Source organism: Streptomyces sp. NPDC059695 (assembly GCF_042733785.1).
Classification (GTDB): Bacteria; Actinomycetota; Actinomycetes; order Streptomycetales; family Streptomycetaceae; genus Streptomyces.
Genome location: NZ_JBHWFF010000001.1, coordinates 555,538 through 579,626 on the forward strand (window position 1 = coordinate 555,538; position 24,089 = coordinate 579,626).

General features: G+C 72.1%; 15 protein-coding genes. 2 read left to right on the forward strand and 13 right to left on the reverse strand.

Features of this window, described 5'->3' with window-relative positions:
- Nucleotides 1-264: 264 nt before the first annotated feature.
- From ACFV2S_RS02440 to corA, 13 genes are all read right to left on the reverse strand, one after another.
- Complete coding sequence (locus tag ACFV2S_RS02440; protein ID WP_385553475.1) at nt 265-1,869, reverse strand: glycoside hydrolase family 13 protein; 1,605 nt, start codon at nt 1,867-1,869, stop codon at nt 265-267.
- A 55-nt stretch (nt 1,870-1,924) separates the two neighbouring features.
- On the reverse strand, nt 1,925-2,800 hold the full coding sequence (locus ACFV2S_RS02445; protein WP_385553477.1) for a carbohydrate ABC transporter permease: 876 nt from the start codon (nt 2,798-2,800) through the stop codon (nt 1,925-1,927).
- A 16-nt stretch (nt 2,801-2,816) separates the two neighbouring features.
- Nucleotides 2,817-3,779, reverse strand: a complete 963-nt coding sequence (locus ACFV2S_RS02450; protein WP_383786953.1) for a carbohydrate ABC transporter permease — start codon at nt 3,777-3,779, stop codon at nt 2,817-2,819.
- Between the two features lie 84 nt (nt 3,780-3,863).
- Complete coding sequence (locus ACFV2S_RS02455) at nt 3,864-5,282, reverse strand: extracellular solute-binding protein (RefSeq protein ID WP_385553480.1); 1,419 nt, start codon at nt 5,280-5,282, stop codon at nt 3,864-3,866.
- Nucleotides 5,283-5,515: 233 nt separating this feature from the next.
- The gene (locus tag ACFV2S_RS02460; RefSeq protein ID WP_385553482.1) at nt 5,516-9,802 is read right to left on the reverse strand and encodes a discoidin domain-containing protein; all 4,287 of its coding nucleotides are present in this window, start codon (nt 9,800-9,802) and stop codon (nt 5,516-5,518) included.
- Between the two features lie 213 nt (nt 9,803-10,015).
- On the reverse strand, nt 10,016-13,354 hold the full coding sequence (locus tag ACFV2S_RS02465; protein WP_385553586.1) for a CARDB domain-containing protein: 3,339 nt from the start codon (nt 13,352-13,354) through the stop codon (nt 10,016-10,018).
- 230 nt (nt 13,355-13,584) lie between these two features.
- Nucleotides 13,585-14,595, reverse strand: a complete 1,011-nt coding sequence (locus tag ACFV2S_RS02470; RefSeq protein ID WP_385553484.1) for a LacI family DNA-binding transcriptional regulator — start codon at nt 14,593-14,595, stop codon at nt 13,585-13,587.
- A 397-nt stretch (nt 14,596-14,992) separates the two neighbouring features.
- Nucleotides 14,993-15,175 carry a CsbD family protein gene (locus ACFV2S_RS02475; protein ID WP_385553486.1) on the reverse strand — a complete coding sequence of 61 codons (183 nt, stop codon included), beginning with the start codon at nt 15,173-15,175 and terminating at the stop codon, nt 14,993-14,995.
- 98 nt (nt 15,176-15,273) lie between these two features.
- Entirely contained in the window at nt 15,274-16,470 is a 1,197-nt protein-coding gene (locus ACFV2S_RS02480) for an FAD-dependent monooxygenase (RefSeq protein ID WP_385553488.1), read from the reverse strand.
- A gap of 35 nt (nt 16,471-16,505) precedes the next feature.
- A complete protein-coding gene (locus ACFV2S_RS02485; RefSeq protein ID WP_385553490.1) occupies nt 16,506-19,394 on the reverse strand; it encodes a BTAD domain-containing putative transcriptional regulator in 2,889 nt (962 codons plus the stop codon).
- A gap of 25 nt (nt 19,395-19,419) precedes the next feature.
- Nucleotides 19,420-20,325, reverse strand: coding sequence for an SDR family oxidoreductase (locus ACFV2S_RS02490; protein WP_385553492.1), 906 nt, complete (start codon nt 20,323-20,325; stop codon nt 19,420-19,422).
- 124 nt (nt 20,326-20,449) lie between these two features.
- Nucleotides 20,450-21,247: an alpha/beta fold hydrolase gene (locus ACFV2S_RS02495; protein WP_385553494.1), complete on the reverse strand. Its 798-nt coding sequence runs from the start codon at nt 21,245-21,247 to the stop codon at nt 20,450-20,452.
- Between the two features lie 176 nt (nt 21,248-21,423).
- Nucleotides 21,424-22,506 carry a magnesium/cobalt transporter CorA gene (corA, locus tag ACFV2S_RS02500; protein ID WP_385553588.1) on the reverse strand — a complete coding sequence of 361 codons (1,083 nt, stop codon included), beginning with the start codon at nt 22,504-22,506 and terminating at the stop codon, nt 21,424-21,426.
- Between the two features lie 306 nt (nt 22,507-22,812).
- Here corA and ACFV2S_RS02505 point away from each other — a divergent pair, with 306 nt between their 5' ends.
- Both ACFV2S_RS02505 and ACFV2S_RS02510 read left to right on the forward strand, forming a co-directional pair.
- Entirely contained in the window at nt 22,813-23,481 is a 669-nt protein-coding gene (locus ACFV2S_RS02505; RefSeq protein WP_385553496.1) for a DUF4097 family beta strand repeat-containing protein, read from the forward strand.
- Between the two features lie 126 nt (nt 23,482-23,607).
- Nucleotides 23,608-23,997: a VOC family protein gene (locus tag ACFV2S_RS02510; protein WP_385553498.1), complete on the forward strand. Its 390-nt coding sequence runs from the start codon at nt 23,608-23,610 to the stop codon at nt 23,995-23,997.
- Nucleotides 23,998-24,089: the final 92 nt, after the last annotated feature.

Sequence of the window (24,089 nt, forward strand, 5' to 3'; positions counted from 1 at the left end):
CGCGGCGGGCCGCGCGCCGGGGGGCGCGCCGGCGGGCGCCGCGCGGGGCGCGGGGCGGCGGGGGGGGGGGGCGGGGGGGGGGGGGGGGGGGGGGGGGGGGGGGGGGGGGGGGGGGGGGGGGGGGGGCGGCCCCCCCCCCCCCCCCGCGGCGGGGGCGGTGGTGAGGGCGGCGCCGAGGGCGAGGAGGGCGGCGGCGAGCGCCGTCGCCCTCCCGTACGGGTGGGCCATGCGGGCTCTCGTTTCTCTCGGGGTGGCGGGAGCGGCTCAGGCGCGCAGCCAGGCGGCGGTGTCGGGCGGGAGGGCGCCCGCGGCGTCGAGCGGCCCGCTGGCGAGGAGGAGCTCGTCGTGGGCGGGGAGCTCCACGGGGGCGTCGGAGAGGTTGACGACGCAGGTCAGGCCGTGGGCGCGGGCGAAGGCGAGGACGCCGTCCTGGGCGGGGAGCCAGGTGAGCGGTCCGTCGCCGAAGCCGGTCACGGTGCGGCGCAGTCCGAGGGCGGTGCGGTAGAGGGTGAGCATGGAGTCGGGTTCGGTGCTCTGCCGGTCGACGGTGTAGCGGTCCCAGTCGGCGGGCTGCGGCAGCCACGGTTCCGTGCCGGTGCCGAAGCCGTACGAGGGGGCCCCGGCCTCCCACGGGAGGGGCACCCGGCAGCCGTCGCGGCCGGGGTCGGTGCCGCCGGAGCGGAAGTGCATGGGGTCCTGGATGCGGTCGAGGGGGATGTCGGCCTCGGGCAGGCCCAGTTCCTCGCCCTGGTAGAGGTAGACGGAGCCGGGGAGGGCGAGGGTGAGGAGGGCGGCGGCGCGGGCGCGCCGGGTGCCGAGCTCCAGGTCGGTGGGGGTGCCGAACCGCTTGGCGGCGAAGTCGAAGCCGGTGTCGGCGCGGCCGTACCGGGTGGCGGTGCGGGTGACGTCGTGGTTGCAGAGCACCCAGGTGGCGGGGGCGTGCACGGGGGCGTGCTCGGCGAGGGTGTCGTCGATGGTGGCGCGGAGCCGCCCGGGCTCCCAGGGGCAGGCGAGGAAGTTGAAGTTGAAGGCGGTGTGGAGCTCGTCGGGGCGGAGGTAGCGGGCGAAGCGTTCGGCGTCGGGGAGCCAGACCTCGCCGACGAAGACGCCGCCGTAGGTGTCGGCGATGGCCCGCCAGGAGCGGTAGACGTCGTGGATCTCGTCCTGGTCGATGTACGGGTGGGGGTCGACGCCCTCGACGAAGTCGCGGAGTGCGGGGTCCTTGGTGAGGAGTGCGGCGGAGTCGATGCGGACGCCGGCGACGCCGCGTTCGAACCAGAAGCGCAGGACGTCCTCGTGTTCGCGGCGGACGTCGGGGTGCGACCAGTTGAGGTCGGGCTGCTCGGGGGTGAAGAGGTGCAGGTACCACTCGCCGTCGGGGACGCGGGTCCAGGTGTCGCCGGAGAACTGGGACGGCCAGTCGTTGGGCGGGAGTTCGCCGTGTTCGCCGCGGCCGGGGCGGAAGTGGAAGCGGGCCCGTTCGGGGCTGCCGGGGCCCGCGGCGAGGGCGGCTCTGAACCAGGCGTGCTGGTCGGAGACGTGGTTGGGGACGATGTCGACGATGACGCGGAGGCCGAGGTCGGCCGCTTCGGCGATGAGCTTCTCGGCCTCGTCGAGGGTGCCGAAGGCGGGGTCGATGGCGCGGTAGTCGGCGACGTCGTAGCCGCCGTCGATCATCGGGGAGGCGTACCAGGGGGTGAACCAGACGGCGTCGACGCCGAGTTCGGCGAGGTGGGGCAGTCTCGCCCGGACGCCCGCGAGGTCCCCGGTGCCGTCGCCGTCGCCGTCGGCGAAGCTGCGCGGGTAGACCTGGTAGATGACGGCGTCGCGCCACCAGTCGGCGGTGCGGGACGGGTTGGGGGCTGCCACGTGAGGGTCCTTTCGGGCAGGGGTGTGTGCGGTGGAGGTGCGGGGGTGGGGCGGGTCAGCCCTTGAGTCCGCCGGCGGTGAGGCCGCTCATGATGTTCCGCTGGAAGATCAGGAAGACGACGAGCGTCGGGAGCGCGGCGATGGTGAGGGCGGCGATGAGGATGTTGACGGGGACCCCGTTGGACAGGGAGTAGATGCCCACGTTGAGGGTCTGCTTGCCGGGGTCGGGGAGGGTCAGCATCGGCCAGAGGAAGTCCTTCCAGACGCCGACGACGGCGAAGATCGACACGACGCCGAGGATCGGCCGGGAGATCGGCAGGACGATCGACCGGAGGATCCGGAGGGGTCCGGCGCCGTCGATGGAGGCGGCGTCGAGGAGTTCCTTGGGGATGGAGTCGAAGAACCGCTTCAGCAGGAAGATGTTGAAGGCGTTGGTGACGGACGGGAGCCAGATCGCCCAGGGGCTGTTCAGCAGGTTGCGTTCCACGATCGGCACGTCGAGCACGGTGAGGTACTGGGGCACGACGAGGACGGTCGCCGGGATCATGAGGGTGGCGAGCATCATGCCGAGGACGGCCTTGCCGAGGACGGGGCGCAGCTTGGAGAGCGAGTAGGCGGCGGCGACGTCCAGGACGAGCTGGAAGGCGAGGGCGCCGAAGGCGTAGTAGAGGGTGTTGAACAGGAGGGTGGCGAGGTCCATCACCTCCCAGGCCCGGGTGTAGTTCTCGGGGGTGAAGGTGCCGGGGATCAGGGTGGGCGGGGTCTGGATGACCTCCTGGGCGTCCTTGAAGCCGCTGGACGCCAGCCAGTACAGGGGGCCGAGGAAGACCAGGGTGAAGAGCACGAGCACGAGGCCGAGGACGATCCGGTAGACCGCCCTGCCTCCGGGCCGGGCGAGTGTGGCGGGTGCGATGAGCGTGCGTGTGGACATGTGTGTCTCCCCGGTCCTACTCGTCCTCGGCGCGGCTGAGCTTGACGTACGCGGCCGAGAACCCGGCCAGGAGTACGAGCAGCATCAGGCCGAGGGCGGCCGCGGCGCCGTAGTTGTTGAAGCTGAAGGCGTACTGGTAGATGAGGTAGACGACGGTGGTGGTGGACCCCTCGGGTCCCGCGCCGCCGGTGAGCAGGAACGGCTCGACGAAGACCTGCATGGTGGCGATGACCTGCATGAGCAGCATCAGCGAGAGCACCAGCCGGGTCTGCGGGACGGTGACGTGCCAGATCTTGCGGAGGAGGCCGGCGCCGTCGAGTTCGGCGGCCTCGTACAGCTCGCCGGGGATCGACTGGAGCGCGGCGAGGTAGATGAGGGTCGCGCCGCCCATGTTCATCCACGTGGAGGCGATGACGACGGCGAGCAGGGAGATGTCGGGGTCCTGGAGCCACTGCTGTGCGGGCAGGCCGAGGAACCCGAAGAGCTCGTTGAGGAGCCCGTAGCCGGGGTCGTACAGGTACTTGAAGAGGAGGACCGAGGCGACCGGGGGCAGCATGACGGGCAGGTAGACGAGGAGCCGGAGGTAGCCCTGGGCGTGGCGGAACTCGTTGATGACGAGGGCCGCGACGAAGGGGACGGCGAAGCCGAGGACGAGCGCGAAGGCGGTGTAGAGGACGGTGTTGCCCCAGGCCTGCCAGAAGGCGGGGTCGTTCGCGACCGTGCGGAAGTTGTCGAGGCCGACCCAGGTGCTGCGGCCGCGCTCGGTCTTCTGGAAGGCGAGCAGGAACTCCCGGACCATCGGGTACCAGGAGAAGACCGCGAAGCACAGGACGGCGCCGATGAGGAAGCCGTGGGCGGTCAGGTTGCGCCGGACGGCCTTGGCGAGGTGACCGGCGGCCGGGCGGGGCGCCGCCTCGCGGGGTGGGGAGGGGAGGGGGTCCGCTCCCGCCGTGCTCGGGATCGTACGGAGGGCCGGCATCGTCGCTCCTCGGTGCTGGGGTGCCGCTGCTGAAGGTGCTGGCGGGCGGGGCGGACCGGGCCGGTCCGCCGCCGCCCGGGCGGGTCACTGGTTGGCCAGGACCTGGTTGACCTGGGTCTCCGCGGTGGCGAGGAGCTTGTCGACGTCGGCGTCCTTGTTGGTGAGGAGGCCGGACATCACGTTGTCGAGGACCTTGTAGACCTCCTGGGCCTTCGGCGGCTCGGCCTTGCCGGCGACCGGGTTGTCCATGAAGGACTTGAAGTTGGCGACCGGCATGGTCGCGTTCTGCACGCGGCTCGCGTCGTCGGTGCTCTTGGAGGCGTTCAGCCAGAAGTTGGGCTGCGGCACGCCGACGGGGAGGCCGTCGGCCTTGGTGCGGGCCCAGTCGAACTGGCCCTTGCCGACCGTGAGGTTCTTGAAGTTGAGCCAGGCGACGGCGGCCTTGATCTTGTCGGACGAGATGCCCTTCTTGACCATGTAGTTGTTGCCGCCCGCGAGGGTGTTCCGGCCGCCGGGTATCGGGCCCATGCCGAAGTTCTCGTACTTCGCTCCGAGCTGCTGGACCATGTACGCGATGTCGTCGGGGGCCGCGAGGAACATGCCGAGCTTGTCGGTGGCGATCTGCTTCTGGAGGTCGCCCCACTTGAGCAGCTGGGTCTTGCCCATGCTGTCGTCCTCCCAGCGCATGGCGTGGAGGTTCTTCGCGACCTGCTTGCCGAGCTCGTTGTTGAAGGCGGCCTTGGTGCCGCTCGCGTCGACGACGTCGCCGCCGAGGCTGTACATCTGCGCGGTGAAGTGCCAGCCGCCGGTGTTTCCGGCGCTGTACTCGCCGAAGCCGGAGACGCCGTTGCCGAGGGCCGCGATCTTCTTGGCGGCGGCCCGGACCTCCTCCCAGGTGCGCGGCGGGTTGTCGGGGTCGAGGCCGGCGTCCTTGAAGAGCTTGCGGTTGATGAGCAGGCCCATCGTGTAGTTGCTGGTGGGCAGGCCGTAGAGCTTGCCGTCCTGCTTGAGGGAGCCGAGGACGTTGGGGTCGATGTCCTTGAGGAGCGGGACGCTCTTGTCGGTGACGTAGGCGCTGATGTCGGCGGCGCCGTCCTCGGAGAGGACCTGCGGCAGGTCGGTGAAGTAGGTGTAGAAGACGTCCGGCTGGGACTTGGCCTTGAGCATCGCGGTGAAGCGCGGCGGCTCCAGGCACTGGCCGGGGGTGGAGCGTCCCTCGACGGTGACGTTGGGGTACGTCTTGTTGAACGCGGCGACGTCCTCCTTCCACTCCTTGAGCTCGGCCGCCTTGGCCGCCGGCGGCATGCAGTCGATGGTGAGCGTGACCTTCGTCTTGGGGTCGAGCGGCGCGGAGGGGTCGGAGGACCCGCTCGCCCCGTCCCCGCCGTTGCCGTTGTCGCCGCTGCTGCTCGTGCCGCAGGCGGCGAGGGCGGTGAGCGTGAGGGCGGAGACGAGGGCGACGGCGGCGGGTCGGCGGGTACGGCGGAGCCGGGCACTTCTCATGAGTGGTCCCCTTCGGGCCTGGGCGTGGAGGTCACCCCAACTCGGGTGCGTGGGTGGGGTGCGCCACACTCAACCACCGACGACAAGTGAACGCAAGATATCGCGCTGATTTCGTAAATGGTCGACAGTGCAGCGCAACCCCGCATGTGGGACCGGGTGTCGGGACCGCATGCGGGTGAGGCCGGCGCCGACCGTCCGAAGCGGTGCGCGCCGGCCTCACAGGAGCCTTGGGACTACGGGTTGACGTTGATCCTGAAGGTGGAGGTGGTGTTGCGGACGTCGACGGCGTTGCCGCTCATGCGGAGCCCGTTGAAGGTCACCTCGCCCACCGCCGGGCCCTGGCCGGACTCGGGCAGCTCGTTGGCCCACAGGCCGAAGCCGGACTTCGCGTCGAAGGCGTCACCGCTCTTGCGCGCCCCCGTGACGGAGACGTCGCTGAAGACGGTGTCCTTGATCGGGAACTGCGGCTGGCCGCCCACGTAGTTCGTCTGGAACATCACCCCGCTGTAGGTGGGGTCGACGATGTCGACGTGGTTGACCCGGATCCCCTGGAAGACCTTCGAGGCGGAGAAGACCCAGATGCCCGGGAAGGTCTGCGCGCCCCAGAAGTGCCCGCCGGCGCGGACGATCGAGATGTTCTCGAAGGTCGTCGGACCGGTTCCGAATCCGTTCATCGGATAGCCGAAGTCCAGGGAGGAGATGGTGATCCCGGAGTAGACCAGGGTGTCGGCGATGTGGATGTTGCGGAAGGTGTTGTCGTAGCCGCCGTAGACGGCCACACCCGCCGCTCGCCAGGTGAGCGTGCTGGTCAGGTTCTCGTAGACGTTGTTCTTCATGTCCGCGCCGCCCGCGTCGATCGCCGAGAACAGCGCGAAGCTGTCGTCGCCGGTCGCCCGTGCGTCGTTGTTGGTCACCAGGTTGTCCGTCGACCCGTTGGTCATGTTGACGCCGTCGGCGAACAGGTTCCGGATCCGCGCGTTCTTGATCGTGATCCGGTCGGTGTTGGCACCCCAGTACAGGCAGACGAAGTGCTCGTTCCAGACGTCGTCGATGACGATGTCCGACACGTTCGCGAAGTCGAAGACCTTGCCCGGGCCGTCGATCCGCGAGGTGTAGTTGCCGAAGTAGGCGAAGCCCTTGAACAGCGAGCCCTTCGCCGTCCCCTCGGCCCGGAAGCCGACGTCCGTGTTGTCCTGCGTCGAGGGCGCGCGGAACGTCGTGTACCAGGGCCCGGCGCCGACCACCTTCACGGCCTTGCCGTACACCTGGAACTTGCTCGACGTCTGGTAGTCCCCCGGCGGCAGGTAGACGCCCACCAGGGCGCCCGTGGTGTCCATGCGGACCCGGTCGAGGGCGTTCTGCACGTCCTGGTGGGTGAAGCCCGCCGGGACCGCGTACGCGGCCGGGTCGGGGTTCGCCACCGGGGCGACCTGCTCCAGGTTGACGAAGTCGATGGCGTACGTGGAGGTGTTCGCGGCGTCCTTCTGCAGCCGGATCCGGCTGCCGGCCGGCACGGTCTCGCCGAGCATCAGGCGCGCCTCGTCGTAGATGTGCCGCGGGCCGCCCGCGCCCGGGGAGTTGCCCGGCGCGGTCTCGGAGCCGTACAGCCAGGCGTACTTCGAGGTGAGCGGGAGGGCCTTCTTGAACACCCCGTCGACGTAGACGTCGATCGTCGAGTCGATCCCGCCCCCGCCCGGGGCGTCCGGGATCGAGAAGCGCGTGACCAGGGTGTTCGTCGAGGCCCGGGTGGTGAACTCGACGTACTCCCCCGTCGCGTCCAGGTTCACCGCCCTGCGGCCGGACGCCTCGCCGGCGATGTCGCCGACCGTGCGGTTGGGGCCGACGACGGTCGCGCCGCCGCCGGGGGTACCGTCCTCCGCCTCGTACATGTCGTACGGCATGTTCGCGCCGCGCCCGACGAAGAGCGGCTGGGTGGCGGTGTTGTTGCTCCGCTTGACCGGCAGCTCGTCGGCGTCGTCGGCGAGGACCGTGCGGACGGTGTACGAGCCGTTCGCCGCCGTCCACGGGCCGAGGCTCACCTCCGTCTGCGCCCCGGCGGCCAGAGCGCCGCTGTAGGAGCCGCTGAGGGTCTTCACGGTGCCGCCCTGCTGGTTCAGCAGGGTGAGCGTGACGGCGTGGCTGCCGCCCGCGGTCGCGACCGTGCCCTGGTTGCGGACCACGGCCTTGAAGGTGACGGCGTCGCCCGCCGCCGGGCTGGAGGGCGAGGTGCCCACCGAGGCGACGACCGGGTCCGAGCTGTCCACCGGCCGCACCACGAGCGCGCTGGGGCTGGTGTACGTGTTGTCGGTCTCGTTCTGCTCGACGACCTGGTCCGCCTCGTCGGCGACGGCGCTCAGCTCGTACGAGCCCGCGTCGCGGGCGCCGATCGCGGCCGTGACGGTGGTCTGGGCCCCCGCGGCGAGCGCGCCGACCGCGGCGGTGGCGACCTTGGTGCCGCCGAGCCGCACGGCGAGGCTGCTGGCCGGGGCCGGGGCGCTGCCGTCGTTGCGGACGGTGGCGCTCACCGTGATCGGGTCCGACTCGACCGGCGAGGCGGGCGACACGGTCAGCCCGGTGACCCGCAGGTCCGGGTTGGGCGCGGGCACGCCGATCACCTGGAACTCGGCGATCTGACCGGCGGGGGCGCCCGTGTTGGCGGTGATCCGGAGCTGCACGTCGGCGGTCCGGGCGGTGAGCGGGATCGTCACCTGGTTGCCGCCGCCGGGGTCGAAGGCGTAGCTCTTCGCGGCGACGAGGCTCGTGAACGCGGTGGCGTCCTGGGCGCGGCCGAGGACCTCGACGGTCTGGGAGCGGGCGCCCCAGGACGTGTCGGGGTTCAGCTTCAGGACGAGCCGGTCGAGGTCGGCGTTGGCGCCCAGCTTGACGGTGAGGGTGTTCGGGTAGCTGCCGCCCGCGCCCTCCCAGTAGGTGGCCGTGCTGTTGTCGTTGGCGTTGGCGGCGACGAAGGTGTGGACCGTGGAGGAGGCGCTGATCGCCTTGGAGACGGCCAGGTTGGAGCCGGTGCCGCCGCTGCCGTTGCGGGTGACGCTGTTGCTCGCGCCGGACTGGTTGCCGGCCGCGTCCTTGGCCCGCACCTGGTAGGTGACGGTCGCGGAGGCCGGCTGGGTGTCGGTGTAGGTGGTGACGCCCCCGGCGACGCTGCCGCGCAGGACGTTGTCGGCGTACACGTCGTAGCCGGTGACGGCCGTGTTGTCGGTGGACGCCGTCCAGGTCAGGCGGACCTGGCCGGAGGCCGGCTCGGTGTAGGCCAGGTTCGCGGGGGCCGTCGGCGCCTGGGTGTCGCCGGCGTCGGCGGTCCGGGTGACGGTGTTGGAGTCGCCGGACTGGTTGCCGGCCGCGTCGCGGGCCCTGATCCGGTAGGACACCGTCTGGTTCGCCGGGCGGGTGTCGGTGAAGGTGGTGACGTTCCCGGCGACGCTGGTGAGCAGGGTGCCGTTGGCGTAGACGTCGTATCCGGTGACGCCCGTGTTGTCGGTGGAGGCGGTCCAGGTGAGCCGGATCTGGCCGGAGGCCGGCTCGGTGTAGGCCAGGTTCGCGGGGGCGGTCGGCGCCTGGGTGTCGCCGGTCGTCGGCCCGTAGACCTCGAACTCGGAGAACTGGGCCGCGTTCTGGGCCGTGTTGGCGGTGACGAGGACGCGGACGTACCGGGTGGTGGTGGCGCCGAAGGTGATCGTCGCGCTGCGTCCGCCGGCCGCGTCGAAGGCGTACGCCTGGGCGGCGGTCAGGTCGGTGAAGGACGTCCCGTCGGTGCTGCCCTGGATCTTCAGGGTCTGGCTGCGGCTCTCCCAGCCGTCCGGCAGGCGCAGCACCGCCCGGTCGACGCGGAGGGCGGCGCCGAGGTCGGCCTGGAGCCACTGCGGGAAGGCGCCGCCGGTGCTCTCCCAGTAGGTGGCGCGGTTGCCGTCGTTGGCGTTGGCCGCCGCGTAGGTCTGGGTGCTGCTGCTCGCGGTGAGGGTCTTGCCGGCGGCGAGGTTCGGGGAGGTGCCGTCGGCGCCGTGCACCTCCAGTTCGGAGAGCTGGGCGGCGCTCCAGCCGGTGTTGGCGGTGATGTCGACCCGTACGAAGCGGGCCTGGGCGGCCGGGAAGGCGATGGTGACGGTGTTCCCGGCGCCCGGGGTGAAGGCGTAGGTCGCCGAGGACTTCAGGGTGGTGAAGGCGGTGCCGTCGGCGCTGCCCTGCACGGACAGCGTCTGGTTGCGGCTCTCCCATCCGGCCGGGAGCTTGAGCACCACCTCGTCGACGCGGGTGGCGGTGCCGAGGTCGGCCTGCACCCACTGCGGGAGGGCGGAGCCGGAGCTCTGCCAGTACGTGCCCTGGTTGCCGTCGGTGATGTTCGCGGCGCCGTACTCGGCGTGCGCGGTGCTCGCGGCGGCGGTGTCGCCCAGGGCCAGGTTGGGACCGCCGGCCGCGTGGGCGGTCATCAGCGGACCGCCCAGTGCCAGGAGGCTCGTCGCGATCGCGGCGCCCAGGCACCGTGATCTCCAGTTGCGGATCCTCATCGCTCCTCGATCTCTGCATGGGGGGATGGCGTCCAGAAATCGCGCTTGAATGTCGATTCTTTGCGCGGGACGCTCAGAGAGTTCCAGAGGATCGTGGGACCGTCTACCGGTTGCGCGGGGTGAGTTGAGAAGGCGTCAGATGCCGTGCGCGGGCATGCCGGAGCGGCGGCCCGCGGGGTGCGGACCGCCGTTCCGGGCGGTGATCGGCGCAGGTCAGCCGCGGTTCACGACGAACTGCGAGCCGGGTTCGACGAGGACGTCGCCTTCGGCCGTGTTCGCGAAGGTGACCCCGGTCAGGGTGGCACTGCCGCGGGCCCCGCTCATGGCGAGGAGCCCGGAGCCGTTGACCGTGCCGTCGACGCGGACGTTGCTGATCCGGACGTCGGGCATGGCTCCGCCGCCCGTCTTGAACTGGATGCCGTCATAGGTCGAGTCGAGGATCTCGGTGTCCCGGATGGTGACGCCCGGGATGTCCTGCCCCTGCGCGAAGAGGGTGATGGCGCCGAACTCCTGGTCCTCGTTCCAGAAGGCGCCGCCCGTGCGGTACAGCGCGTTGCCCGCGATCAGCGTCTGCCCGGTGAAGGGCAGCGGGTCGTGGTCGGTGGCCAGCATGATCCCCGGGTAGTTCATGGTGTCGGAGACCACGTTGTTCTCGATGGTGTTGCCGTGACCGCCGTAGACGGCGATGCCGTTGGCCCGCCACGGCAGCTGCACGGTGTTGTTGCGGAAGTGGTTGTCGTGGCCGACGTCCACCGAGGTGTCCTTGACGTACTTGCTGGCCCAGACGGCGAGGGCGTCGTCGCCGGTGTTGCGGAAGGAGGAGTTGTAGACGGTGGAGTTGCGGGTGCCGTTGGCGAAGTTGATGCCGTCGGCGTAGGTGTCGCGGATCCGCATGCCGCTGAACTCCAGGCCGTCGCCCGGCCCCCACAGCTCGGGGATGTTGGAGTAGTCGCGGCCGACCCAGACGCCGACGTTGGCGTGCTCGATCCAGACGTTGCTGATCTTCGTGTTCCTGCCGAAGCGCCCGTTGAGCCCGACGCCGCCCTCGGCGTTGCCGTCGCCGCCGCGGATGGTGCCGGAGCCGAAGATGGCGATGTCCGAGATCTGGGTGTTGTCGTCGATGTCGAAGCCGAAGTTGCCCTCGTGCGGGTGGTTGATGCCGCCCGCGTTCTGCGGCGCGGTCAGCGTGTAGAGCTGCGCGTGCCACATGCCGGCGCCGCGGATGGTGACGTCACGGATGCCGACCTGGTTGTACTGCCCGCGGTTCAGCGGGTCGTCGGTCAGGATCTTCTGCTCCTGCCGCCACTGTCCGGCCGGGATCCAGACGCAGCCGATCTCGCCCTTCTGGTCGGCGGTGACGGCCCGCTGGAGGGCGTCGGTGTCGTCGATGCCGTCGTTGGGCACGGCACCGTACTCGGTGATGGAGACGCAGCCGGCCGGCTGGGGCGTCGGCGGGGCCACCTGCTCCAGGTCGATCAGGTCGACCACGTAGAAGGACGCCCGGTCGTCGCCGTCCCGCTGGAGCCGGAACCGGGTGCCCGGCGGGTAGGACCGGCTGAGCAGCGCGTGCGACTCGTCGAAGAGCCGGCGGGCGTCGCCGCCGGGCCGGTTGGTCAGGCCCTCCGGGTCGTCGGTGGTGCCGTACAGCCAGCTGTGCTTCGAGGAGAGGGTCAGCTTCTGCACGAAGACGTCGTCGGCGTAGAGGCTGAGGGTGGCCTCGGCTCCCCCGCCGGCGGCGGCGTCCGGGATCGAGTTGCGGACGGTGAGGGCGTTGGCCTGGTTGACCGAGGTGAACTCGACGTACTGCCCGTTCGCGTCGAGCCGGACGGACCGGCGGCCCGAGGACTCGGTGGCGAAGTTGGTGTGTCCGAAGGTGCGCAGCCGGTCGGCGGTGAGCAGGGTGCCCTGGTAGCGGGCGTCCTCCGCCTCGTACTCGGTGTAGGGGACGGCGGCCCCGCGTCCGACGACGAGGGACCGGCTGAAGACATTGTTGGTCTCGTCGGTCTCGGTGAGGGTGCCGGTGGCGTCGGCGGTGGCGGTCAGGGTGACGCCGCCGGTGGTGGCGGTCCACGTGCCGGAGATCGCGACGGTCGCGCTCTGGCCCGCGGCGACGGCGCCGGTCGTCCCGTTCAGGGTGGTGGTGCCGGCGGTGAGGCGGGTGACGGTGCCGGCCGGTACGGCGGTGGTGCCCCGGTTGAGGACGGAGACCGTGAAGGAGACGGGCGCGCCGACCGCCGGGGCCGAGGGGTTGGCGGTGATGCCGGTGACCATGAGGTCGGGGCCGGGGCTCTGGCCGACGGTCAGCTTGGAGGCGGCGGTGCGGCTGTTGTTGGTGTCGTCGAGCTCCGCGACCGCGTTGGCCGGGTCGGCGGCGGCGGAGACGGTGTACGCGCCGACGGACCGGCGGCCGACGGGGACGTCGACCGTGGCGGAGGCCCCGGCCGGGAGGGAGGCGACCTGGGCGGTTCCCGCGACGGCGCCCTCGACGCTGACGTTCAGCGCGGAGGCGGGGGCCGCGGCGGTGCCGGCGTTGCGGACGGTGGCCCGGACGGTGACCGCGTCGGTCTCGCTGGGGGCGGCCGGGGTCCAGGTGAGGTCGGTGACGACGAGGTCGGGGGCGGGGGCCGCGGTGCCCAGGACCTGGAGCTCGGCGACCTGGGCGCCGGGGGCGCCGGTGTTGGTCTGGAAGGTGAGCCGGACGTCGGCGAAGCGGCCGGTGACCGGCACGGTCACGGTGTTCTGCCCGGACGACGGGCTGAACGCGTAGTCGGCACGCGCCTTGAGGGTGGTGAAGGCGGTGGCGCCCGCGGCGCGGCCCAGGACCTCGAAGGACTGGGTGCGCGGCCCCCAGGCCTGGTCGGGGTTGAGCTTGACGACGACGCCCTGGACGTCGGCGTCCGCGCCGAGCTTCACGGTGAGGCTCGCGGGCAGGCCGGCCGACTCCCAGTAGGTCGAGGTGGAGTCGTCGTTGGCGTTCGCGGCCTGGTAGGTCTGGGTGACCGAGGTCGCCTCGATCGCCTTGCCCCGGGCCAGGTTGGTGCCGCCGACGGGCGGCTCGACGGTGCCGGGCTCGCCGTAGACCTCGACGGCGGAGAGCTGGGCGGCGCTCCAGCCGGTGTTGGCGGTGATCTGGACGCGTACGTACCGGACCTGACCGCCGTTCAGGGTGAGGGAGACGGCGTTCGCGGCGGCCGGGTCGAAGCGGCGCGCCTGGGCGGCGGCGAGCGGGGTGAAGGCGCTGCCGTCGGTGGAGCCGAGGACGGAGAGGGTCTCGTCGCGGGCCTCCCAGCCGGTGGGCAGTTTGAGGACGACGCGGTCGACGCGGACGGCGGCGCCGAGGTCGACCTGCGCCCACTGCGGGAAGGCGCCGGCCGGGCCCTCCCAGTAGCTGGCCTGGCTGCCGTCGGTGAGGTGGGACGCCGGATAGGCGCCGAGGGCGCCGGAGGCCGTGGCGGGTCTGCCGAGCGCGAGGTCGGCGTCGGCCGCGGCGGCGGCCTGCGCGGGGACGGGCAGCAGCCCGAGGGCGATGAGGGCCGCGATCAGCCACCCCATCGCCAGTCGTCGTCCGTACACAGTGACTCGCAATCTTTTGAGTGAATCAGTCAATGTTTTGCGATTACTGGTGGCACAGATTTCTCCAGGATGACGAGCATGTCAACGGAACGGACAAGGAAATGACAAAGGCACCGCTTGCCGAGCCGTCCGGACGACGGCAGGAAACGGTGCCTTTGAGGAGGAAGCGGTACGGCGCTCCCGCTGGGGGCTGATCCGAAGGACAGGCCCTAGCGTGCCGGCGGCGGGGCCGTGGAGCCGCGGACGACGAGCTCGGGCTCGAAGAGCAGCTCGCCCGGGTGGGAGTGGACGCCCTGGATCTGGGAGCAGAGCAGCTCGACGGCGGCCCGCCCCATCGCCTCGATGGGCTGGCGGACGGTCGACAGCGGCGGCTCGGTGCAGTTCATGAAGGCGGAGTCGTCGAAGCCGACGACCGAGACGTCCTGCGGGACGCGCAGTCCGCGCCGGCGCGCGGCCCGGATCGCCCCGAGCGCGAGCGGGTCGCTGGCGCAGACGATGCCCGTGACACCCTGCTCGAGCAGGCCGTTGGCGGCGGCCTGCCCGCCTTCGAGGGAGAAGATCGAGCGCACGATCTGCTCGTCGGGCAGCGGGGTGCCGGCCGCCTCGGCCGCGCCGCGCGCGGCCTGCAGCTTGCGCCCGGAGGGCACGTGGTCGACGGGGCCCAGGAGCAGCCCGATCTTCTCGTGCCCGAGCGAGGCCAGGTGGCGCCAGGCCTGCTCGACCGCGACGGCGTCGTCGCAGGCGACGCAGGGGAAGTCGAGGCCCTCGATGGAGGCGTTGATGAGGACGACCGGGATGTTGCGCTCGGCGAGCTGGTGGTAGTGGTCGTGCGGGGCGTCGGCCTGGGCGAAGAGCCCTCCCGCGAACACCACTCCGGAGACCTGCTGCTGGAGGAGCAGGTCCACGTAGTCGGCCTCGGAGACGCCGCCCTTGGTCTGGGTGCAGAGCACGGGGGTGAGCCCCTGCTGGGCGAGGGCGCCGCCGATGACCTCGGCGAAGGCCGGGAAGATGGGGTTCTGCAGCTCGGGCAGGACGAGTCCGACGAGCCGGGCGCGCTCGCCCCTGAGCTGGGTGGGCCGCTCGTAGCCGAGCACGTCGAGCGCGGTGAGCACCGACTGCCGGGTCGCCTCGGAGACCCCCGGCTTGCCGTTGAGGACACGGCTGACCGTCGCCTCGCTGACCCCCACCTTTTTCGCCACCTGAGCAAGTCGTCGCGTCATACACGCAAGACTAGCGCAAGCATCGCAAGTTACTGACAGCCAGTTGCAGTTCTCACGCAAACCGGCCCCGGCGAGCCGAGGCCGGGGGCGCGTCAGCTGCCGAGTGCGCGCGTGAGTGCGGCCTTGTTCGTGGAGGACCGGCCGTGCGGGTCACGGCGCCGGGCCTCGGCGTAGAACTGGCCGTACGGCGGTCCCGCGCGCCGTGTGGGGGCGCTGTCCCCCGTACGGCGGTCCCGCGCGCCGTGTGGGGGCGCTGTCCCCCGTACGGCGGTCCCGCGCGCTCCGTGTGGGGGCGCTGTCCCCCGCGCCTGCCGGTGGAGACGTCCCGGATCGAGCTCCTGACTGACGTCTCCTTCGCGAGGACGGGCCCGACCGGGGGCGCCGCGCCGGGCGCCGGTCACCTCTTCTTCTCGCCCATCCTCCGCATCCGCGCCGCGGCGTCCGACGTGGACTCCTCGACCCGTCCCTTGACCTTCTGCGCCTTGCCCTTCATCTCCATGCTCTTGTCGTCGGTCATCGAGCCGATCTCTTCCTTCGCCTTGCCCTCGACCTGGTCCGCCTTGCCCTTCAGCTTGCCCATGGAGACTGCCTCCCGAATGACGGGGTACCGACCGTTGCGGGGTACCGGATGCCCGGCGGCTACCCGGGAACGGACACCGCATGCCAAGGGGGGACGGATCAGCCCGCGGCGACCGTCCCGTAGTCACGCAGCGTGATGTTCTCCGCGGCCTTGCGGGCGATCTTGGCGGCCATGTTCTTGCCCGGCAGATAGGGCATGACCCGGTAGTAGCGGTTGAGGAGCGCGGCGGCGGTGCGACTGCCGGGGACCATGAGCCTGGCGACGCCGTCGCCCATCTTCTGGCAGCCCTCCGCGTACGCACGCATCTCCCGCTCGTAGCGGGCGAACGCGACGCGGTGGTCGCCGTGCGCGGCGGCCAGTTCTCCGGCGAGGACGTACGCGCCGACGAGGGCGAGTCCCGATCCCATGCCCGACAGGGAGGAGGGGCAGCAGGCGGCGTCGCCGAGCAGCGCGACGCGGCCGCGCGTCCAGCTGTCCATGCGGACCTGGCCGACCGAGTCGAAGTAGAAGTCGGTGGCGTGGCGCATGGCGTCGAGCAGGCGGTCGCTCTCCCAGCCGCTGCCGGCGAAGTGCTCGGCGAGGACGGCCTGCTGGCGCGGTACGTCGCGCCGGTCGAGGTCGAGGAGCGGCGACGCGAAGTAGAACACGGCCTTGGCCTCGGTGTTGTCGCGCGCGCTGTACATCGCCGCCAGCCTGCCCCCGGTGCGGTGGGCGTGACCGGTGCGGTCGAGCCCGAGGTGGTTGTCGGTGGTGAAGATCGCGCAGTAGACCCCGAGGTGCTTCACGAACCGCTCCTCCGGCCCGAACGCCAGGCGCCGGGTGGTGGAGTGCAGCCCGTCGGCGCCGATCACCAGGTCGAAGCGGCGCGGGGCGGCGCGCTCGAAGGTGACGGTCACCCCGTCGGCGTCCTCGTGGAGGGAGGTAACGGAATCCCCGAAGAGGTACTCGGTGTGCTGCTCGGTGGCGTCGTACAGGATGCGGGACAGGTCGCCCCGGAGGACCTCCAGGTCCCCGGCGAACAGGTCGGCGGGCAGTTCGGCGACCGGCTTGCCCGCGCTGTTCACGTACGACATGGAGCCCGTTCCGGTGCGGACGCGCTCCAGGTCGGCCAGGATCCCCATGCGGCGGAGGACGGACAGGTGCGCCTCGCCCCGGAAGTCGACGGCGTAGCCGCCGTCACGCAGGGCGGGCGCGCGCTCCACGATCGTCGGGGCGAAGCCGTGGCGGTGGAGCCAGTAGGCGAGTGCGGGGCCGGCGACGGAGGCGCCGGAGATGAGGACGCTGTTGTTCTTCATGGGCGACACCATCGACGGAACCGCTCACCGCGGGCTCACCGCGGACTCACCGCGTCGATGACGGCTTCGGGCAGGCCCAGCATGCGCAGGGAATCCCGGTCGGCATCGCCCAGGACGGCGGCCGCGGCGTCGGACGCTTCGCGGTAGCGCGCCGCGGCGGTGGTGCGGTCGCCGCGGGTCTCGGCGACGCGGGCGAGCCCGGCGAGGGTGCGCACCCGGTTTCCCGTGCTCTTGGCCCAGTGCGGGTCGGTCCGTTCCAGGGCCTCGGTGTACAGGCGTTCCGCCTCGGCGGGGTCCTGGTCGAGGAGGGCCATGTCGCCGAGGCCCCGCAGGGCCGCCGCCAGGCAGGTGGAGCTGCCGGCGCGACGGGCGAGGGCCGCGGCCTGCGCGTAGGCGGTGCCGGCCGCCCGGACGTCGTCGCCGACGACGTGGTCGCCCCGGTTGACCAGGAGGTCGGCGCTGTCCTCCAGGGCACCGAGCTGCTCGGTGAGCGCGAGGGCCTCGTCGGTGAGCGCGAGGGCCGTCGGGCGGTCGCCGCTCGCGCCCGCCAGACCGGCGAGGGCGTCCAGGGCCAGCGCGCGGCCCCACCGGTCGCCGGCCGAGCGGAAGCCCTCGACCGCCGTGCCGAAGGCCCGTTCGGCGCCCGAGGTGTCGCCCTCGCCGAGGAGCGCGAACCCGGAGACGTACCGGGCGAGCGCCCGGAGCCAGGGGTCGGGGCCGTCGAGCTGGGCGGAGACCAGTGCGAACGCGCGCCCCGGGTCGCCCTCGGTGGCGTTCCGCATCATCCACGGCAGCAGGACGGCCGGGTGGCGGCCGGCCGTGGCGCCGAGCCACGCCGCGTCCAGGGCCCGCTCGGCCCGCACCCGGTGCCGTCGCCACAGCGCGGGCCCGTCGGGCCCGGCCGCCGCGAGGAGCACGCAGGCCGCGTACTCCTCGCCCAGTCCGTCCGGGACCCGGTCGCCGAGGGCGTCCAGCAGCACCGCCGCCCGGGGCGCGACCGAGGCCGGCAGGCCGCGGATCCACAGCGAGGTGGAGGCCGAGGAGAGCAGGCCGAGGAGCGTCTCCCACGCGGCCGAACGCGCCGCCCAGCCCGCGGCCGCCAGCAGGTTGCCGTGCTCGGCCGCCAGCACTCCCAGCCACTCCAGCTGCTCGTCCCGGCGCAGATGCGGATCGGCGGTCCTGACGAGGTCCAGGACGAGGCGCGCGTGGGCATCCCGTACGGAGTCGGCCTCGCCGGCCGCCTCCATCTGCTCGGCGCCGTAGGCACGGATCGTCTCCAGCATGCGGAAGCGGCCGTCCGCGAACTCCAGGAGCGACTTGTCGATGAGCGACTCGAGCGTCTCGCCGTCGCACGCGCACACCTGCCGTGCCGCGGCGGCGGTCGCGCCCGCGGCGAAGACGGTGAACCGTCGCGCGGCCCGCTGCTCGGACGCGGAGAGCAGCTCCCAGCTCCAGGCGACCACGGAGCGCAGGGTGCGGTGCCGTTCGTCGGCGGTGCGGTTGCTCCGGGCGGTGGCCATCCCCAGCCGGTCGTCGAGCCGCCCCGCCAGGTCGTGGAGGTCCATCGTGCGCAGCCGCGCCGCCGCCAGCTCGATGGCCAGCGGCAGGTGGTCCAGGGCCGCGCAGACCCGCCGCACGCTGCCGTGGTCGGCGGCCGCTCCGCGCCGCACGGCATCGGCCCGGTCGGTGAACAGCCGTACGGCCGCGGCGTCGTCGAGGGGCCGGACCTGCCACAGGCTCTCGCCGATGACGGCCAGCGGCTCCCGGCTGGTCGCCAGGACCCGCAGCCGCGGGCAGGCCGCGAGCAGCCGTGCCGCCAGGGCCGCGACCTCGTCGACGACCTGCTCGCAGTTGTCCAGGACGAGCAGGAGCACCCGGTCGGACAGGGCCGTGATCAGGCGCTCGACGGGCGTCCGGCCGCCGCCGCCCGGCTGGAGCCCGCTCTCGCGCAGGCCCAGGGCGCGGAGCACCACCTGCGGCAGGTCCGCGCCGTCGCGCACGGGGGCGATCTCCACGAAGCACACGTCATCGTCGGCGACGGCGGCGACCTCGACCGCCAGCCGGGTCTTGCCGACGCCGCCGGGTCCGGTCAGGGTGACGAGACGGGCCACGCGCAGCAGCCCGGCGATCTCGTCCGGCTCTCCGGCGCGGCCGACGAAGGACGTCAGCGGGGCGGGCGGCGCGACGGGCGAGGGAGAGGGGTCGACGCTCAGCATCTCCCGGTGGAGCGCGACCAGTTCGGCCGAGGGATCGGCGCCCAGCTCCTCGGCCAGGTGCTGTCGGGTCTCCTCGAACACCACGAGCGCCCCGGCCTGCCCGCCCTCGGCGAACAGCGCCCTCATCAGCAGTCCCGCCAGGCGTTCCCGCAGGGGATGACGGCCGACCAGTTCACGCAGCTCGGGGACGGCCGCCCGGCTCCTGCCGAGCCGCAGCTCCCCCTCGATCCGGTCCTCCAGCGCCCCGAGCCGGCCCTCCTCGAGACGGGCCACGGCGGCCTGGGCCGACCGGCTCCCGGCGATGTCGGCCAGGGGCGCGCCCCGCCACAGCCCCAGCGCCTCGTGCAGCAGCGCGACCGCGCGTGCGGCGTCGCCCTCGCTCAGCGCGGTCCTGCCCTCGCGCGCCAGCCGCTCGAACCGGCAGGCGTCGACGTCGTCCGGATCGACGACGGCGCGATAGCCCGCTCCGGCCCGCTCGATCGCCGCCGGGCCCAGGGACGCCCGCAGCCGGGACACCTGCGCCTGCAGCGCGTGCGCGGAGACGGAACCGCCCGGGGCGATCTCCTCCGCGAGGCGGTCGGCCGACACCACCTCTCCGGGGCTCGTCAGCAGCAGGGCCAGCAGCGCGCGACGCGCCGGACCGCCCAGCGGAACCACGGTTCCGTCGGCGTGCCGCGCCAGGGTCTCGCCCAGGATGGAGAACCGCATGCAGGCGATTATCCACCAGCGTCGATCATGCGAGGGGGCCGAGGTAGGTCCCGCCCGAGACGTCGATGGTCTGGCCGGTCACCCACCGTCCCTGCGGCCCGGCGAGGAAGCCGACGACGTCCGCGACGTCCTCGGGCTCACCGATCCGGCCGAGCGCGGTGATCGACTCCAGTCCGGCGACGACCTCGGGGACGGCGGTGTAGCCCGCGGTCATGTCGGTCCGGACCGCGCCGGGCGCGATCGTGTTCACCGTGATGCCGCGTGCGCCGAGTTCGTTGGCCAACGACGGGGCCATCGACTCGATCGCCGCCTTGCTGATGGTGTACCCGATCTGGGTGGACACCGCGAACCGGCTGGCCGTCGAGCCCATGTTGATGACGCGACCGCCGTCGTTGAGCAGCGGCAGGGCCCGCTGGATCACGAAGAACGGTGTGACGACGTTGACGGCCAGCAGCCTGGCGAACTCCTCGGGCGACACCTGGGCGATCGAACTGCCGGAGCCGATACCGGCGTTGTTGACGAGGATGTCCAGACCGCGTCCCCCGAGTCCCCCGACCAGGCCCTCGAACAGCCGGTCCACCGCGCCGTCGTCACCGAACCGGGCCCGCACGGCGAAGGCCCGGCCGCCCGCCGCCTCGATCCGCGCGACGGTCTCCTCCGCCGCCTCGGTGTTGCCGCCGTGGTGGACGGCGACCAGGGCCCCCTCGGCGGCGAGCCGCAGGGCGATGGCCCGGCCGATCCCCCGGGACCCACCGGTCACGAGCGCGGTCCTGCCCCGGAGCGCGCCGGCCGCCACCTCCCCGCTCGCGCTCTCCCGCGCGCCCACCCGGTCCTCCCCCGCGCCCGCCCCGTTCTCCCTTGCGCCCGCCCCGTTGTCCCGCGCACCCGTCGCGAACTCCCGCGTGCGGATGACGTTCTCCTGCGTGCCCATCACGTACTCCTCGTCCTCGCGGCCGGGCCTCGGACGCCCGCCGACGGCCACGAGAGTGACGGCACCCCCTCACCACGGGCTCACCGCGCGCTCACCGGAGCGGGCGGCGGCGCGCAGCCGCCGGTCACACCCCGGTGAAGAACGCGGTGAGGACGGGTGCGAGGGCGTGGGGGTCGACGTCGTGGGTCTGGCCGGGGAGGGTGCGGAGGGTGTAGTTGTCCCCGTGGGAGGCGAGTTCCCTCGCCGCCCGGGCCATGGAGGCCTCGCCCGCGTCGCCGTGGGCGACGAGGACCGGGACCGTCACGCCGGACCATCGGTCCCTGGGCAGCGGGAGTCCGGACATGAGGCCGGCCATGAGCCGGCCGTCGTAGGGGAGGGTGTGGGCGACGGACTGCCACGCCGCCCACACGGGCGTGTGCCGCATGCCGTCGACGGCTGCCGGAGGCATGGCCAGGCCGGCCGTCAGGAAGTGGGTGAGGGCCGCCTCGGTGTCGCCTCGCGCCAGGAGCGCATCGAGGCGGGAGACGTAGTCGGCCGGCAGGGGCGGGCGGGACCCGTCGACGACGAACGGCGGCTCGTACAGGGCGAGGGCGGAGACCTCGCTGCCCCGGGACACGGCCTCCAGCGCCAGGACGGCTCCGGAGGACATCCCGAAGAGCAGGACCGGACCGCCGACGTGCTCGATCAGGGCGTCCAGGTCGTCGATCTCCCGCCGCACGTCGTACCGCGGATGGTCGCCGCTGTCGCCGCGGCCCCTGCGGTCGTAGTTGTAGACCGTGAAGTCCTGGGAGAGCGCCAGGGCGAGGGGCGCGTGCCGGGCCCGGGGCATCAACGTACCGCCGACGAGCACCAGCGCCGGTCCACTCCCCCCGTACCGCTCGCAGGCCACGGACGTGCCGTCGGACGAGAGGACGGTGAACATGCTTCATTCCCCCGGGTGTCGCGGTGTCGGTGATCCCTGGGCAGGCTAGTGCCGGCACCCCCTCGGATGATCTTGTACGGATGAACAGGATCGCGCGGTCCCCACCGGGCGAACCACCACGCCGGCACCCGAGGTGGCCCCGGGGCGCTGTGCGCCTGGCGGCAGGACCCCCTGGGTCACAGCCAGCCGTTGCGGCGGAAGCCCCGGTGGATGACGAAGCAGGCGAGGGCCATGACACCGAGGACCGTGGGGTAGCCGTAGGTCCAGCGCAGCTCGGGCATGTGCTCGAAGTTCATGCCGTAGACCCCGCAGACCATCGTCGGGACCGCGACGATCGCGGCCCACGCGGTGATCTTCCGCATGTCCTCGTTCTGCGCGACCGTCACCTGCGCGAGATGGGCCTGGAGGATCGAGTCCAGGAGCGTGTCGTACGAGGCGACCTGCTCGGTGACCCGCGCCAGGTGGTCGGCCACGTCACGGAAGTACGCGCGTATCTCCCCCGCGACCATCGGGAGCGGCTCGACCGCGAGGCGGTGGAGGGGACGGCCCAGCGGTGTCACGGCCCGCTTGAGTTCGAGGAGTTCGCGCTTGAGCTGGTAGATCCGGCCGACGTCACCGCGATGGCCCTGCTCGGAGAAGACGGCCGTCTCGATCGCGTCGAGGTCGTCCTGTACGGCGTCGACGACGGCGAGGTAGTCGTCGACGACATGGTCCGCGATCGCGTGCAGGACCGCGGCGGGCCCCTTCGCCAGCTGCTCGGGCTCCGATTCCAGCGCCTCGCGGAGCGGGCCGAGCGAACCGTGCCCTCCGTGGCGGATGGTGATGACGAAATCGGATCCGGTGAAGGCCATCAGCTCGCCCGTGTCCACCACCTCGCTCGACGCGGTGAGCTCCTCGTGCTCCACGTAGCGCACCGTCTTGAAGACGGCGAACAGCACGTCGTCGTACTGCTCCAGCTTCGGCCGCTGATGGGCGTGGACGGCGTCCTCCACCGCGAGCGGGTGCAGCCCGAACAGTTCGGCCAGCCCCGCGAACTCCTTCTCCTCCGGTTCGTGCAGACCGATCCACACGAACCCGTCGCCCGCCGTGCGGACGCGCCGCACGGCCTCCTCGACGGAGCGCACGCCCTCCTGCAGCACGCCGTCGCGGTACACGACGCAGTTGACCACCGCGCTGCCGAGCGGTGACCGCGCCGGGTGACTGAGGTCGACGGCACGCCGGTAGGTCCGGCGGACGGCGGTGCGCAGGCGGTGAATCATCGACACGGGGTACTCCTCGTACTCCTTCGGCGGACGGCCGGCCAGTCTGCCAGGAATCCGCTCCGCGACGACAGGTCGGACCCCGGACCTGCCCGCCATGGCGTTCACCGACAATCCATTGCAACGTACTGTCGGGCTGTTGTTGCGTTAGATCCAGAACCATTGCAATGAAATCCCGTAAGTGACCTGCGAATATAGGGTTTTCACGCAATGAAGTGCTTGCCGGACCTTCGAACGCAACGTAGCTTTTCCCTCATCGGAAAGAGCGCGGCGGACCACCGCCCGCCACGACCAGGGAGCAGCACCGTGCAGAAGTTCGCCACCGCCGCCGCGATCGTCACCACCCTCACCGTCCCCGCCGGCCGCATCCGCCTCATCGCCTCCGACCGCACCGACACCACCGTCGACGTCCTCCCCGCCGACCCCTCCAAGAGCCGCGACGTCAACACCGCCGAGCAGACCGAAGTCACCTACGCCGACGGCGTCCTGCGCATCGAGGTCCCCAAGAAGAAGAACGGCGTTCTCGGCAACGGCCTCGGCTCCATCGAGGTGACCGTCCAGCTGCCGGCAGGCTCCCGCGTCGAGGCCCAGGCCGCCGCCACCGAACTCCGCACCACCGGACGCCTGGGCGACCTCACCTTCCAGGGCGCCTACGGGGAGATCGTCATCGACGAGGCCGCGGACCTGACCCTGACCGCCACCGACGGCGACGTCCAGGTCGGCCGCCTGACCGGCTCCGCCGACATCACCGCCGCCCGCGGCGACATCCGCATCACCGAGGCCACCCGCGGCACGCTCGCCCTCACCACCCAGAAGGGCGACATCACCGTCGGCGCCGCCACCGGCGTCTCCGCCACCCTCGACGCCGGCACCGCCTACGGCCGCGTCACCAACACCCTCAAGAACGACGGAACTCCCGCCCTCACCATCCGCGCCACCACCTCCTACGGCGACATCACCGCCCGCAGCCTCTGACCCACCCCGGACCGGCACGGCCGATGACCCTCCTGACCGGGGCGACTAGGATGTCGGGCGACATCGCGTGCCGGTCGCCGTCCGGGTGAGGCATGGAGGTGTCAGGAGTTGCCCCGGAGGCAATCCTTGCCCGTCGAGTTGAACCACACGATCGTCCACGCCCGTGACAACCGGGAATCCGCGCAGTTCTTCGCGGACCTCCTGGGCCTCGAGATCACCGAGGAGTGGGGCCCGTTCATCGCCGTCGACCTGAGCAACGGCGTCACGCTGGACTTCACCACGATCCCCGCCGACCGGATCACGCCGCAGCACTACGCCTTCCTCGTCTCCGAGGAGGAGTTCGACGCGGCGTACGCGAAGATCAGGGAGCGCGGCATCGAGCACTACGCCGATCCCCATCGGAAGCAGCCCGGCGTGATCAACCACAACGACGGTGGCCGCGGGGTGTACTTCATGGACCCGGCCGGCCACGCGATGGAACTCATCACCGTCCCGTACGGCGGCTGGCCGGCGTAGGGACGTCGTGTCGGGTGGGGCGACTGCACCCCCTGGGCGGCGGGCCGGCGGCGGGGTGGGGTGCGTCTGGGTCGGCGAGGCGAGTGCTTCGG

Coding starts and splice junctions, on each gene's coding strand:
- ACFV2S_RS02455 (WP_385553480.1), bottom strand. CDS start 5,282: ATGAGAAGTGCCCGGCTCCGCCGTACCCGCCGACCCGCCGCCGTCGCC.
- ACFV2S_RS02470 (WP_385553484.1), bottom strand. CDS start 14,595: ATGACGCGACGACTTGCTCAGGTGGCGAAAAAGGTGGGGGTCAGCGAG.
- ACFV2S_RS02445 (WP_385553477.1), bottom strand. CDS start 2,800: ATGTCCACACGCACGCTCATCGCACCCGCCACACTCGCCCGGCCCGGA.
- ACFV2S_RS02450 (WP_383786953.1), bottom strand. CDS start 3,779: ATGCCGGCCCTCCGTACGATCCCGAGCACGGCGGGAGCGGACCCCCTC.
- ACFV2S_RS02475 (WP_385553486.1), bottom strand. CDS start 15,175: ATGGGCAAGCTGAAGGGCAAGGCGGACCAGGTCGAGGGCAAGGCGAAG.
- ACFV2S_RS02495 (WP_385553494.1), bottom strand. CDS start 21,247: ATGTTCACCGTCCTCTCGTCCGACGGCACGTCCGTGGCCTGCGAGCGG.
- ACFV2S_RS02485 (WP_385553490.1), bottom strand. CDS start 19,394: ATGCGGTTCTCCATCCTGGGCGAGACCCTGGCGCGGCACGCCGACGGA.
- ACFV2S_RS02460 (WP_385553482.1), bottom strand. CDS start 9,802: ATGAGGATCCGCAACTGGAGATCACGGTGCCTGGGCGCCGCGATCGCG.
- ACFV2S_RS02480 (WP_385553488.1), bottom strand. CDS start 16,470: ATGAAGAACAACAGCGTCCTCATCTCCGGCGCCTCCGTCGCCGGCCCC.
- ACFV2S_RS02490 (WP_385553492.1), bottom strand. CDS start 20,325: ATGGGCACGCAGGAGAACGTCATCCGCACGCGGGAGTTCGCGACGGGT.
- ACFV2S_RS02465 (WP_385553586.1), bottom strand. CDS start 13,354: ATGGGGTGGCTGATCGCGGCCCTCATCGCCCTCGGGCTGCTGCCCGTC.
- corA (WP_385553588.1), bottom strand. CDS start 22,506: ATGATTCACCGCCTGCGCACCGCCGTCCGCCGGACCTACCGGCGTGCC.